General features: G+C 71.7%; 8 protein-coding genes. 2 read left to right on the top strand and 6 right to left on the bottom strand.

Going from position 1 to position 13,317, the window contains the following annotated elements:
- Nucleotides 1-2: 2 nt before the first annotated feature.
- Nucleotides 3-404, top strand: coding sequence for a hypothetical protein (locus QQX10_RS11960; RefSeq protein WP_301121014.1), 402 nt, complete (start codon nucleotides 3-5; stop codon nucleotides 402-404).
- Between the two features lie 6 nt (nucleotides 405-410).
- Here QQX10_RS11960 and QQX10_RS11955 read toward each other — a convergent pair whose 3' ends face one another.
- From QQX10_RS11955 to QQX10_RS11945, 3 genes are read right to left on the bottom strand one after another with little or no spacing between them, the layout of a single operon-like run.
- A complete protein-coding gene (locus tag QQX10_RS11955; RefSeq protein ID WP_301121012.1) occupies nucleotides 411-1,364 on the bottom strand; it encodes an electron transfer flavoprotein subunit alpha/FixB family protein in 954 nt (317 codons plus the stop codon).
- Nucleotides 1,361-2,149, bottom strand: coding sequence for an electron transfer flavoprotein subunit beta/FixA family protein (locus QQX10_RS11950; protein WP_301121010.1), 789 nt, complete (start codon nucleotides 2,147-2,149; stop codon nucleotides 1,361-1,363). The genes QQX10_RS11955 and QQX10_RS11950 overlap by 4 nt, the downstream gene beginning before the upstream one ends.
- A gap of 55 nt (nucleotides 2,150-2,204) precedes the next feature.
- Nucleotides 2,205-4,613 (bottom strand): glycoside hydrolase family 2 TIM barrel-domain containing protein, encoded by a 2,409-nt coding sequence (locus tag QQX10_RS11945; protein WP_301121008.1) that lies wholly within the window; start codon nucleotides 4,611-4,613, stop codon nucleotides 2,205-2,207.
- Between the two features lie 137 nt (nucleotides 4,614-4,750).
- Here QQX10_RS11945 and glgX point away from each other — a divergent pair, with 137 nt between their 5' ends.
- The gene (gene glgX / locus QQX10_RS11940; protein WP_301121006.1) at nucleotides 4,751-6,898 is read left to right on the top strand and encodes a glycogen debranching protein GlgX; all 2,148 of its coding nucleotides are present in this window, start codon (nucleotides 4,751-4,753) and stop codon (nucleotides 6,896-6,898) included.
- Nucleotides 6,899-6,961: 63 nt separating this feature from the next.
- Here glgX and QQX10_RS11935 read toward each other — a convergent pair whose 3' ends face one another.
- The 3 genes from QQX10_RS11935 to QQX10_RS11925 all read right to left on the bottom strand — a co-directional run bounded on the left by QQX10_RS11935 (nucleotide 6,962) and on the right by QQX10_RS11925 (nucleotide 13,188).
- Nucleotides 6,962-10,285, bottom strand: a complete 3,324-nt coding sequence (locus tag QQX10_RS11935; protein ID WP_301121004.1) for a glycosyl hydrolase 53 family protein — start codon at nucleotides 10,283-10,285, stop codon at nucleotides 6,962-6,964.
- 390 nt (nucleotides 10,286-10,675) lie between these two features.
- On the bottom strand, nucleotides 10,676-11,578 hold the full coding sequence (locus tag QQX10_RS11930; protein ID WP_301121002.1) for a sugar ABC transporter permease: 903 nt from the start codon (nucleotides 11,576-11,578) through the stop codon (nucleotides 10,676-10,678).
- Nucleotides 11,578-13,188 (bottom strand): ABC transporter permease subunit, encoded by a 1,611-nt coding sequence (locus QQX10_RS11925; RefSeq protein WP_301121000.1) that lies wholly within the window; start codon nucleotides 13,186-13,188, stop codon nucleotides 11,578-11,580. The genes QQX10_RS11930 and QQX10_RS11925 overlap by 1 nt, the downstream gene beginning before the upstream one ends.
- Nucleotides 13,189-13,317: the final 129 nt, after the last annotated feature.

The following is a 13,317-nucleotide window of genomic DNA, read 5'->3' as shown; positions in this document are numbered from 1 at the left end:
CCATGGCCGGCATCCCCGGGGGCGAGTCGCTGCACCGCCTGGTCTTCTCCGTGCTCGAGCACGCGATGCAGGAGCTCGCGTCGGGCGCGACGCTCGATCCGGCGATGATCGCGGAGAAGGGCACGGGTCAGAGCACCATCACCCGCTACGAGGCGGCGACCGTCGAGGCCGGCGTGCGCGCGGCGCGCAAGGGCGCGGGCGCGAGCGGCGCCGAGCGCGTCGCGGTCCGGTGGGACGGCATGGTGAAGGCCGGCGACGAGGACCACCACGCGGTGTACGTGCTCGCCCAGGAGGTGGGACAGCCCCGCTCGCACGTGTTCATCCAGCGCCACACCCCGGTCGGGGCGAAGGTCGAGCCGATCGGCAACCCGGGCTACCTCGGGGAGCAGGACTCGCTGTTCTGAGGCCGCTCAGCCGCGGCGGTGCTCCTCGATGCGGGCGATCGCCTGCGGCAGCACGTCGTTCAGGTCGCCCACCACACCGAAGTCCGCGATCTCGAAGATCGGGGCGTCGGGATCGATGTTGACCGCCACGATGGTGCCCGAGGCCTGCATGCCGCCGCGGTGATGGACCGCGCCCGAGATGCCGCAGGCCACGTAGAGCGCCGGCGTGACCGTGGTGCCGGTCTGGCCCACCATGTGCTCGTGGGAGATCCAGCCCTCGTCCGTCGCGTCGCGGGACGCGCCCACGGCGCCGCCGAGCAGCTCCGCCAGCTCGCTCACCAGCGCGTAGTCGCCGTTGGTGCCGCGACCGCCCGAGACCACCACGGGGGCCTCGGCGAGCGGCACGCCCTCGGACGCCGGCACGGGCTCGACGGAGACGATCGTCTCGGCGACCTCCGGCAGCTCGACGTCGACCACGACGGTGGTCGCGGCGCCGGTCTCCTCGGCGGGCGAGGCGAGAGTCGTGTTCGGTCGCACCGCGACGATCGCCTTGTCGGCCGCGATCCGCGTGCGGACGTCCCAGGTCGCGGCGAACACGGTCTGCAGGGTCTCGACGTGACCGTCGACCAGCTCCACGCCCGCGGCGTCGACCACGACGCCCGCGCCCGTGAGCAGCGCGAGCCGGGTCGCGATCTCCTTGTTCACGAAGGTCGAGATCATGAGGACGATGTCAGCGTCCTGCGTTGCGGCCGCGAGCGCCGCAGCGGCACGCGCGGGCTGGCGCGCCTCATCGGCGGCGGGCACCACGCGCACCTCGGCGGCGCCGTGAATGCCGAGCCTGGCGTTCTGCGCGGGATCGGGCGCGCCGCCGAGCCACACGGCGACGGGCGTGCCGAGTGTCCGCGCGAGCGTGATGGCCTCGTGGGTGGGCTGGGTGGCCTCTCCCCCGCGGGCCTCGACCAGGACGGCGACGGTGGTCATGCGAGCCCCTTCTCGATGAGGAAGTCGGCGAGCGCGACGCCGCCCTCCCCCGTGTCGGTGACGGTGACGCGGTTCTCCCGCGGCGGGCGCGGCGAGGCGTCCACCACCACGGTGCGGGCGGCGCCCGCGCCGACGGACGATGCGTCGACGCCCAGGTCCGCGAGCGTCCAGGTGGCGACGGGCTTGGAGCGCGCCGCCATGATGAGCTTGAAGTTGGGGTAGCGCGGCTTGTTCGCCTCGTCGGTCACGGACACGACCGCGGGCAGCGGCGCGGCGACGTTCTCGTGCGCGTCGGGCAGGTGGCGCACGATCGTGGCCGTCCCGTCCTCCACCGTGAGCCCCGATGCGAGCGTGAGCTGCGACCAGCCCAGGTCGGCCGCGAGCGCGGTGGGCAGCATGGACGTGAGCCCGTCGAGTGCGGCCATGCCCGTGATGACCAGGTCGAGCGGCGCCTCGTCGTGGACCTTGCGGACGGCGGCCGCGATCACCGCGGCCGTGCCGAACACGTCGGAGCCCGCGATGCCCGCGTCGGAGACATGGATGGCGTGATCGACGCCGAGCTGCAGGGCCTTGCGGACCGCCGCCACCGCATCGTCCCCGCCCACGGTGAGGGCGTAGACCTCGCCCTCGCCCGCGGCCTCCTTGAGCTGGAGGGCCGCCTCGACGGCGTTCTCGTCGAGCTCGTTCATCGTGCCGTCGTCGCCGGTCCGCGTCACCGCGCCGTCCGTGAAGGACCGCTGGGACTGCAGGTCGGGGACGAACTTGACCGTCACCAGGATGCGCATAGGTGCCAGCCTAGCCGCGGGCGGGCGAACCGCATCCTCCCCAGGGCATCGGCGATCAGCGGACGGCGAGCACGACGCGGGCGGGCTCCATGCCCGGCGCCGTCGCGGTCACCACGATCTCCCCCGGCTCCCCGGCCTCGATCACCGCGAGCGCGCGGCCGTCGAAGGTGTCCCAGGCCGCATCGGTGAAGCGCTCCTCCGTCGACGGGTTCGCGCTGCACATGCCCGCGAGCGTGCCGGCCCCGTCCACGGTCACGGTGACGGGCACATCGGCGTCCATCACGAGCACCCCCGCCGCGTCCCGCAGCTCGATCGCGACGTACGCGAGATCGCGCACGCCCGCCGCGAGCGCGGTGCGGTCGGCGGACGCGGTGAGCGCCGGCTCGGCCGCGGTGACCAGCGACGTGCGCCCGACCTCCGCCCCTCCGCGCAGGGCGACGGCGACCAGGGTGCCGGGGCGGTACTCGATGTCCAGGTCCGCGACGCGCGGCATGCGCTCCCCGACGGGGGTACGGCCGACCTCGACGCCGTCGAGCTCGAGCACCACCTCGTCGGCGTCGGCGTAGACCTCGACGGCCACGGCCGCGCCCTCGAAGCCCCGCCACGTCCAGCTCGACACGGTGTCCGACCAGGCCCACGGGGTCGCGAGCGCCACCGTATGCGCCGCGCGCGAGGGACGCCGCACCGCGATGCAGGGCTCGGTCCGCAGCCCGAACACGATCTCGCGGTAGAAGGACACGGGGCGCCGCCAGCCGGTGAGGTCGAGGTCGCCGCACCACGCGGTGAGATAGGGGTACTCCCGCTCGAGCCCGACCAGCTCGGGCTTGTCCTCCGCATACGCGACCGCGCCGATGCCGACCTCGCCCAGATAGTCCCACCCGGTCCAGGTGAAGTCGCCGATCACGTGCGGGTGCTCCTCGACCAGCGGCCACAGCGTCCCGATCTGCGCGGGGAAGGTCTCGGAGCCGACCAGCACGCGGTGCGGGTGGAGCTCCGCGTCGAGCGCGTAGCGCGAGTCGGCGTAGTTCAGCCCGATCACGTCGAGCGCCGCCGCGGACTCCTCGATGCGCCGGGTCGCGGACTCCGAGGCGGACAGCGCGTTGAACGGCTGGTCGGGGTTCGCCATGCCCTCGTTGAGCCCGGCGTTCGTCGCGACCTCGTCGAGCACGGCGAGCGCGACGTTGATCCCGTTGGTGACGGGCCGGGTCGGGTCGAGCGCGCGCACGTGCTCCGCGAGCTCGCGGTTGAGGGCGGCCCCGTGAGGGGTGCCGACCTCGACGATCTCGTTGCCGATCGAGTACATGATCACGCTGGGGTGGTTGTAGTCCTTCGCGACCAGCGCGTCGAGGTCCTCGCGCCACCACCGCGGGAAGTCCAGCGAGTAGTCCATCGTGGTCTTGCCGCGCGTCCACATGTCGAAGGCCTCGTCCATCACGAGCATGCCGAGCCGGTCGCACGCGTCGAGCATCGCCGGCGACGCCGGGTTGTGCGCGGTGCGGATCGCGTTGAAGCCGGCCTCCTTGAGCAGCGCGATCCTGCGCTCCTCCGCGCGCGGGAACGCGGCGCCACCGAGCGGCCCGTTGTCGTGATGGATGCAGGCGCCTCGGAGCAGCACGCTCTCACCGTTGATGCGCAGGCCGCGGCGCGGGTCCACCGTGACGGTGCGGATGCCGAACGGGACGATGCGCGGGTCGGGGTCGACCTCCGGCGACGCGTCGCTGTCGAGGGAGACGGTCGCGACGTGGAGCGCCGGACTGTCCGCGCTCCACAGCGCGGCGTCGACCAGGTGGTACCGGTGCCGGACCGTGGTGACCGCTCCCGGGGCGAGGGTGACGGGGCTGGAGTCGGCGTCGAGGCCGGCGCCGTCGGGCGCATCGATCGCGCTCTCCACGCGGGTGGTCGCAGTGCGATGGCCCGCGTTCGCGACCGTCACGGCGACCTCCACCGCGGCGACGCCCGCGTCGACGCCGAGCGTGGTGACGCGGACCCCGTCGGGGGCGACATGGATCAGCGGGTCGACGTGCAGCACCACCGGCCGGTGCAGGCCGGCGCCCGAGTACCAGCGGGAGTCCTCGCCGGCCCGGGTCTCGATGCGCAGCTCGTTGGCGCCCTCCACCAGGAACGGCGTGAGGTCCACCCAGAAGCGCGCGTACCCCTCCGCCCGCGAGCCGGCGAGCTGGTCGTTCACGAACACCTGCGCGTGCCGGAAGGCGCCCTGGACCTCGAGGCGGACCACCCGGTCCGCCCAGGCGGCGGGGACGTCGAGGCGGCGCCGGTAGCTGACGGCGGCGCCCGGGTGGTAGGCGGCGGCGCCGCGCGCCGGCACGTCGGGCGATCGTTCGAGCCCGCGCATCGCATCGTGCGGCAGGGACACCGCCGCATCGTCCGCCGGGCCGCCGATCGCGGCGAAGGGTCCGCGGAAGGGACCGCAGGTCCATCCGTCCGTGAGCGTGAAGGTCGCCATCGACTGTCTCCTCGGGTCGCGGGCCGCCGGGCCCGTCCCTAAATCCTAGTGCCCGCACGGCTTTGACGCGACCCACCCCCACAACATCGTTGTCGCCCCTCCTGGGAAGCGTCACAGCCACCATGCACAATAGGCCCATGACCTCCCCCACCGTCGCCCCCTCCCCGAACCCGCATCGCCTGGGTGTCCACCTGGTCGAGGGCGGCGCCGACGTCGCGGTCTTCGCCGCGCACGCGACGGCGGTCCACCTCTGCCTGTTCGAGGGCGACGACCGTACCGAGACCCGCATCGCCCTCCACGGCCCGGTCAACGGCATCTGGCACGCGTTCGTCCCCGGCATCAGGGCGGGGCAGCGCTACGGGTTCCGGGCCTCGGGCCCGTGGCAGCCCAAGCAGGGCCACCGCTACAACCCCGCGAAGCTGCTGCTCGACCCGTACGGCCGCGGCATCGAGGGGCGCATGGCGGCGATGACGGAGATGGGCTCGAAGGCGCTGCTCAGCAGCCGCGACGCGACCGACTCCGCGCCGCTGATGCCCCGGTCCGTGGTGACCGAGAAGCCGTCCGGCCCCTGGCAGACGCCGCACCCGCGCGTGCCGTGGACCGACACGGTCATCTACGAGACGCACGTCAAGGGCTTCACCAAGCTCATGCCGGGCGTGCCCGAGGAGCTCCGCGGCACGTACGCCGGCCTCGCCCACCCCGCCGCCATCGAGTACCTCCAGGGGCTCGGGGTCACCGCGGTCGAGCTGCTGCCGATCCACGCGTTCGCACCCGAGCCGCACCTCGAGCACGGCGGGCTGAGCTCCTACTGGGGCTACTCGACGCTCGGGTTCTTCGCCCCGCACGCGCCCTACGCGACCGAGGCCGCCCGCGCCGCCGGCGCGCAGGCCGTCCAGGACGAGTTCTGCGGCATGGTCGACCTGCTGCACCAGGCGGGCCTCGAGGTGATCCTCGACGTGGTCTACAACCACACCTGCGAAGGGTCGAGCTCGGACCGGGTGCTGTCCTGGAAGGGCCTCGACAACCACCTCTACTACCGCAGCCAGCCGCACGCGCCGCAGCACTACGACGACACCACGGGCACCGGCAACACCCTCGACTTCGGCGTCTCGATCGTCACCAAGATGGCGCTCGACTCGCTGCGCTACTGGGCCACCGAGATGCGCGTCGACGGCTTCCGCTTCGACCTCGCCGCGACGCTGGGCCGCACGGGTCAGGGCTTCTCGAGCAACCATCCGTTCCTGGTGGGCCTCACGACCGACCCCGTGCTCGGCAGCCTCAAGCTCATCGCGGAGCCCTGGGACATCGGCCTCGGTGGCTGGCAGGTGGGCAACTTCCCGCAGCCGATGACGGAGTGGAACGACCGCTTCCGCGACTACGCGCGCTCCTTCTGGCTGCAGCAGGGGGCCGCCCACGCCGGGCAGCGCCATCACCCCAGCGCTCCCGAGCTCGCCACCCGGATCGCGGGCTCCTCCGACCTGTTCGGCCACTCGGCGCCCTACGGGATGCGCGGCCCGATCGCGTCGATCAACTTCGTGACGGCCCACGACGGCTTCACCGCCCACGACCTCACCGCCTACAACGGCAAGCACAACGAGGCCAACGGCGAGGACAACCGCGACGGGACCGACAACAACCGGTCCTTCAACCACGGCGTCGAGGGCGCGACGGACGACGAGGCGATCCTGCACGCCCGCCGTCGCTCGCTGCGCAACCTGCTCGGCACCCTGCTCATCTCTGCGGGCACACCGATGCTGCTGGGCGGCGACGAGTTCGGGCGCAGCCAGGGCGGCAACAACAACGCGTACTGCCAGGACAACGAGATCTCGTGGTTCGACTGGGAGCACGACGACTGGCAGGTGCGCCTGCGGGAGTCGATCGCCGAGCTGATCCGGCTCCGCCGCGAGCACGCGGTGCTCAAGCCCGGGCGCTTCTACGACGGCGTCGACCGCGACCCGACCGACGCGCTCTTCCGCGCGGACTCGGCCTGGTTCCGCGCCGACGGCGAGCACGAGGACGAGGACTGGTGGGAGAGCCCCGAGACCCGCGTCGTGCAGTTCATGCGCTCGCTGTCGCGGCCCGAGGAGGCCGATGCGCTGGTGATCATCAACGGAGACGACGAGGAGGTCGACGTGACCATCCCGTCCGACCAGGGCGCGCCCTGGCACCTCGCCTGGGACAGCGCGTGGGATGCGCTGGACGAGCGGGACGGCGCGGAGGTCGCGCCGGGCGCGACGCAGACCCTCGAGGCGCTGTCGCTGCGGCTGTACCTGACGAGGCCCTGACCCGCGGACGACGGCCGAGGTCCCCGGAGCGCCTGCCCCGGGGACCTCGGCCGCTCGGGTCCGCTAGCCCTTCTTCGCGAGCCCCGGCGGCGTGCGGTCCTCGAACTGCGGCTTGAGGACCAGGTCCGCCACGGCGGACGAGACGGCGTCCGCGGCCGCGTCGACGGCGCCCTGATCGAGCGCGCTCGCCGCGAGCAGCGGCTCCGCCGCGTCGACCGCCTGATCGAGGTGCCGCAGCGAGGCCGGCGTGTACAGGGGCCGTCCGACGGCGTCCGCCACGGCGAGCACCGCCGTCAGCTCCTCGACGTCCGCCGGCGCGATCTCGAGAGCCGCGAGCGCGTTCTCGATCTCCACGGTCGCGGCGTCCAGCGCGACCTGGGTCGGCGCGTCCGCGCCGAGCACCACCCGCGCCCGCGCGACGGCGAGGTCGAGCACCGCCACCGACTCCGCCGTGTGGACGGCGCGGTCGACGGCCGCGGCGTCCGCCAGCGCGACCTCGAGCGCGGCGGGGTCGCCCGCCACGGGGCCGTCGAGCGGCTCGAGGACGAAGTCGTCGGCGAAGCCCCACGCGCCATCGGCGAGGCCGCCCGCGAGCCCGACCACGAGCGTCCCGTCGGCCCCGACCGTGACCTCGACTGCGTGCGGCATCCATGCGTCCCAGGCGCCGAACACCACGGGCACGGACCGGTCACCCGCGATCAGCGCGAGCGTGTGGGTGCCGCCGCCCTGGAGCTGCGCCGTGAGCCGGTAGTCGCCGGGAGCGAGCCCGGTGATGCCCTGCGTCGCGCTGACGGCGATGTCCGCGCCATAGCCGTTCCACAGGTTCAGCGAGTACGACCCCTCGTGTGGCCCGTTACCGGTGACCCAGAACGTCGCGACCGTGCTGTCCGGCCACGGGCTCGCGACCAGCTCCCACGGCGTGACGTCGGAGTCGCCCTTCTCGAAACCGCCGTTCGCGATGAGCACCGGCGCGGTGACGGTCACCGCCGCCACGGCGTCCAGACCGCCGGCCGTGACGCCAGGCACCGGGTACGTGCCGGGCGACGTGATCAGGTCGAGCACGTCCGCCCACGTGACGGTGTCCGTGGAGGTGGTGTCGTCGTACGCGCGCACCGTGACCGTGCCGGGCAGCTCGATCGCGTCCCCGAGCACCACGGCGACGCTCACGGGGTCGACGGTGGGGGTCGGGATGGTGCCGTCGCCGTCCTCGAGGCCGTCGATCGCGGCGAGGATCGCGCCCGTGGCCGCGTCGACCGAGGCCTGGCCGGGCGCGGACGACTCGAGGATGAACTCGCCGCGCGCGAGCGCACGGGTGAGCTCGAGGAACGACTCGGCGGTGTGGTCCGCGGCGTCGTAGCCCCCGCCCGCGGCGATCGCGGCCTCCAGGGCGGCGGTGTCGGCCACCGCCGACTCGGACTCGGCGACCAGCTGGAAGTCGTCGATGGTGCCCCACGCGCCGGCCGTGAGGTCGAACGTCGCGGAGACGGTGACGGTCGCGCCCTCGACCACCGAGATCACGTCGGTGACGGGGTTCTGCCAGTTGGTCCAGTTCGCCAGGGTGAAGTCGGCGCTCTCGGACGCGATGCCCGAGGACACCGTGATGTAGGTGTGCTCGCCGTCGACCGCGGTCCGTCCCTGGGCGAACGCGGAGAGCCGATAGTCGCCCGCAGGCACGCCCGTGATCTCCTGCTCGATCGTGAAGGTGAAGGCCGACCCGCTGTAGAAGTGCGTCGAGCGGGTGCTGCCGTCGTGCGGGTCGTCGGAGGCGCTGATGGTGTACCCGGATCCGGTCCCGGTCCAGGGCGCGACGCCGTCCTCGAATCCGGGGTTGACCACCAGGTTCACGCCCTCGGTCGCCGAGCCCAGGACGGTCACGGTCGCGGTGGTCGCGAACCCGTCCGCGGTGGTGCCGGGCACCTCGTAGGTGCCGGGACCGACGATCCACTCCGCCTTGGCTCCCCACGTCACCGGCTGGTCCTCGGAGGTGCCGTCCGTGTAGGCGACGGACACGGTGGAGGGGAGAGTGATCGGGTCGCCGTCGATCACCGTGAGGGAGGGCGCGCCGATCGCGTCGACCTCGCGGGGAGCGACGGTGCCGTAGCGCGCGTAGTCGAACACGCGGAGCGACTCCAGCGGGTGGCCCTCGAAGTCGAACAGCGCCTGGTTGTCCCAGGAGGAGCCGCCGTACCAGGTGCCCGCATCGGTGCTGTACTCGCCCGCGTAGGACGATGCCCACCCCGAGCCGAACTCCTCCCACAGCGCCTGGTTGGCGGCGAGCTGGCCGGGTGCACCCACCGGCAGCCACGCGGGCTCCCAGTAGAAGACGCCCAGGCCAGCGTCGCCGACCTTCACCGTGGCGTCGATGACGTCGCGCACCGCGAGCGCCTGCCCCTGCACGGTCGAGCTGTACTTGTCGCTCCGGGTCGCCTCGCGGATGGTGTTCTCCCAGCCGTCGCCGTCCTCGAGCGTGTAGTTCCAGGAGGTCTCGGCGACGATCACGTCCTTGCCGTAGGTGTCGGCGACGCCCTGGAGCTGCGCGGTGAGGTTCTCGAGCGTGCCGTGCCAGTAGGCGTAGTAGGAGCTCGCGAACACGTCGTAGTCGATGGGCTGGACACCGTCGGTCGCCGGGTCCGTGTCGTAGCTCGCGAGGCTCGCGGCGAGGCTGCCGTAGTTGCCGCGCTCGGGGTTGGTGAAGTGGACCGCGATCCTGACGTCCCCGCCGAGCGTGTCGCGGACCGCCCGCGACCCGGCGTCGAACAGCGGCGCCGACGCGGGCCAGCTCTCGCCCGACAGCTGCAGGTTGGAGGTCTCGTTCCCGATCTGCACCATGCCCACATCGACGCCCTCGTCGGCCATCATCTGCAGGGTGTCCTGGGTGAAGGCGTAGAGCGCATCGGCCTTCTCGGCGGCGGTCATCCCGACCCACGCCTTCGGCACCGGCTGCTGGCCGGGGTGCGCCCAGAAGTCCGCGTAGTGGAAGTCGACCAGCACCTTCATGCCCGCGGCGGTGGCGCGCTTCCCGATCTCGGTCGCACGAGCCGGGTCGACGTTGCCGCCCCCGTAGCCCTTGGTGGCGTCGGTGCTCAGGTACGGGTCGTTCCACACCCGGATGCGGACGTAGTTGATCCCGGCGTCGGCCATCACGTCGAAGAGGTCGGCCTCCTGGCCGTCGAAGTCCGTGAACGTCACCCCCGACTCCTCGAGCGAGAGGATCGACGAGACGTCGACGCCGTTCATGAAGTCCGCGGGCAGGTTCTCGACCTTCGGCACGGTGATGCCGGCCGCGACCGGCTCGTCCACCTCCGCGGTGGCGGGTCCGGAGACCGCGACCAGTCCTCCCAGCGCGAGCGCGGCGGCGGCCGCCCCTGACGTGAGCTGTCGTCTCATGTTGCCTTCCCTGTGATCGACGGTGATCGAGCGCCCTGAGGGGCGCGGTTGCCGAGGAGTGTCCCCGGCAGCGGGTGGAGCGTGCGGCGGGCCCGGGGGTGATCGCACGACCGTGTGCGACCGCTCCCGGCCTGTGACCGTTCCCAACGTAACACGGAACTGTGACCGCTCACGGGGTGAGGCCGCACATTCGTGACCATACTGTTACCGGTCCCACACGAGCGCGGCGAACGATGGGGACCCGCGCATCGTCCCTCGCCACACACGCTCAGCGAAATGGAGGATCGGCGCACGAAACCCGTCGGTTTCGTGCGCCGATCCTCCATGACGCTCGCGAAGCGCCGCGCGGGAGGCGGCTCGACGCAGGCCGGAGCCCGTGGACCGCTGCGGTCAGCCCTTGACGGATCCCGCCGTCAGGCCGCCGACGATGTACTTCTGCAGCGCCAGGAACAGGATCAGCACGGGCGTCGCCGCGATGATCGTGCCCGCGGAGAAGATGCCCCAGCGCGCCGTCAGCTGGTCCGACACCCACTGGTACATGCCCACCGCGAGCGTCCAGTTCTCCTGCTTGACCAGGATGATGCGGGCCAGGATGAAGTCGCCGAACGCGGACACGAAGGCGAGCAGGCCGACCACCGCGAGCACGGGGCGGACGAGCGGCATGATCATCTGCCAGAAGATCTGCGAGTGCGTCGCGCCGTCGATCTTCGCGGCCTCGTCCATCTCCTGCGGGATGGAGTTGAAGAAGCCGTACATGAGGAACGTGTTCGCGCCCAGCGCGGTGCCCAGGTACACGCAGATCAGCGCCAGCTTCGAGTCGATGCCGAGGGCCGGCACCACGTTGCCGAGCGCCAGCAGCAGCAGGAAGACCGCGACGAACGCGACCGTCTGCGGGAACATCTGCAGGATCAGCAGGCCGGTGAGCGAGAACCGGCGTCCCTTGAACCGGAAGCGCGAGAAGGCGTAGGCCGCGGCGGCGCCCATGAGCACCGCGCCGATCGCGGCGGCGATGCCGATCATCAGGGTGTTGCCGACCCAGGTCCAGAACAGCGTGTCGTTCAGGGCCGCGAAGTTGTCGAAGCCGACCGAGGCGAACAGGCGCTCCGTGCCTGCCAGGCTGCCGCGCGGCGACAGCGAGGCCGAGAGGACGAACACCAGCGGGAACGCCGAGTAGAAGATGATCAGCAGCGCGAACGGGTACTTCCAGCCGACCTCGGCCCACCAGCGTCCGCGCCGGCTCGGTGCGCGACGCTTGGCAGCGGGGGCGGTGGGCTCGGTGGCGGTGGCGCTCATCAGAACTCCTCCAGCTTCTTGGTCTGACGGAAGGCGATCGCCGAGACGGCACCCACCACGATGAACACGACGACCGACAGGGCGGCGGCGAGGCCGTAGTCGGCCCGGCCTCCGGCGACGCCGGAGATCTGGTAGATCGCCGAGATGAGGATGTCGGTGGCGCCTAGCGGCACGCTCGTATCAGGGAAGCGTGGACCGCCGTTGGTCAGCATGTAGATGATGGTGAAGTTGTTGAAGTTGAAGGCGAACGACGCGATGGCCAGCGGCGCGGTCGACACCATCAGCAGCGGGAAGGTGATCGAGCGGAACTGGCGCCACTTGCCCGCGCCGTCGATCTTCGCGGCCTCGATGGTCTCGGAGGACAGCGACTGGAGCGCGCCCGTGCAGACCAGGAACCAGTACGGGTAGCTGAGCCACAGGTTCACGAACAGCAGCGAGAACTTCGCGAGCCACGGGTCGCCGAGCCAGTTGATGTCGGCGCCGAAGAAGAACCACTTGTTGATCACGCCGAACTCGGGGTTCAGCATGCCGCGCCACAGCAGCGCGGTGAGGAACGCCGGGAAGGCGTACGGCAGGATGAAGAGCATGCGCATGGTCTTCTTGCCGCGCAGGCGGTCGTCGTTGTAGATCAGCGCGAAGAAGAGGCCGAGCAGGAAGCTGGTCGCGACGGTGAGGAACGCGAAGGCGAAGGTCCACACGGTGACCCTCAGCAGCGGCTTCGCGAGGTCGGAGTCCGTGACGGCGCGCACGAAGTTGTCGAAGCCGACGTTCACGATGTAGCCGACCGGGAGGGTCGACCCGTCGTCGCCGACGAACGTGCCCTCCTCGTTGGGCGTGTAGACCACGCCGGTGTCCGTGTTGGTGAGCGTCTCCGTCTCAGCGTCCCACTCCAGGGACGAGCGGTAGATCGACGCGGTCGATCCCTCGCGGGTGCGCAGCGAGCCGTCGTCGGCCTCGTCCGAGACCGGCACGCGGAGCGCCGTCACCTCCTGCGCAAGGGCCTGGTCCGACAGCAGCTCGGCGCGGGGCACGATCTCCCAGCCCGGGACCGACGCGGGCCGTCCCGAGTCGTCGACCGTGGCGTCGGCGACCTCGGACAGGGGCTGCTCCTCGGTGCCCACGCTCACCGTGCCGTCGTCGCCGATCGCGAATCCGAGGGTGTCGCCGTCGCGGACCACGGCGATCGGGTACACGGGCGAGCCCTCGACCTGGCGCTCGTCCTGGATGAGCGCCGACTCGACGGCCTGCGCCTGGGACACGTTGTGCCCGGCGCCGTAGTTGGTGGTCGCGACGTACGCGGTGTACGCCATCACGAACACCTGGAAGACCAGGAGGAACACCAGGCCCGGGTAGATGTACTTGAGCGGCAGCATCCGCTTCGAGAAGTACACCCAGTCGGCGACGATCAGGAAGATCACCGAGATGGCGAGGATGTTCCACGCCTGCGCGTTCCACGCGGACATGATGATCGCCACGCCGAGCGCGTTGACCAGCATCATCAGCACGAGCTTGACGATGAAGCCGACGCCGAAGCCGCTGATCTGCCTCGCATGCGACTCGCGCGGCCGCTGCTGCGGCTCCGCCTGAGCCACGTCCTGTCCGGTGGACATCCCGTCTCCTTCGATCATCCTCAGCCTATGGGGTGCGATGCCTGCCTGCACCGCGACCGTGGGGGGGGGGGGGCGCCCCCCCCCCCCCCCCCCCGGGGGGGTGAGGCCCCCCGGGGCCCGGGCCCGGCG

It is taken from the genome of Demequina lignilytica (assembly GCF_030418305.1).
GTDB lineage: Bacteria > Actinomycetota > Actinomycetes > Actinomycetales > Demequinaceae > Demequina > Demequina lignilytica.
This window is presented reverse-complemented; position numbering and strand designations above follow the sequence as displayed.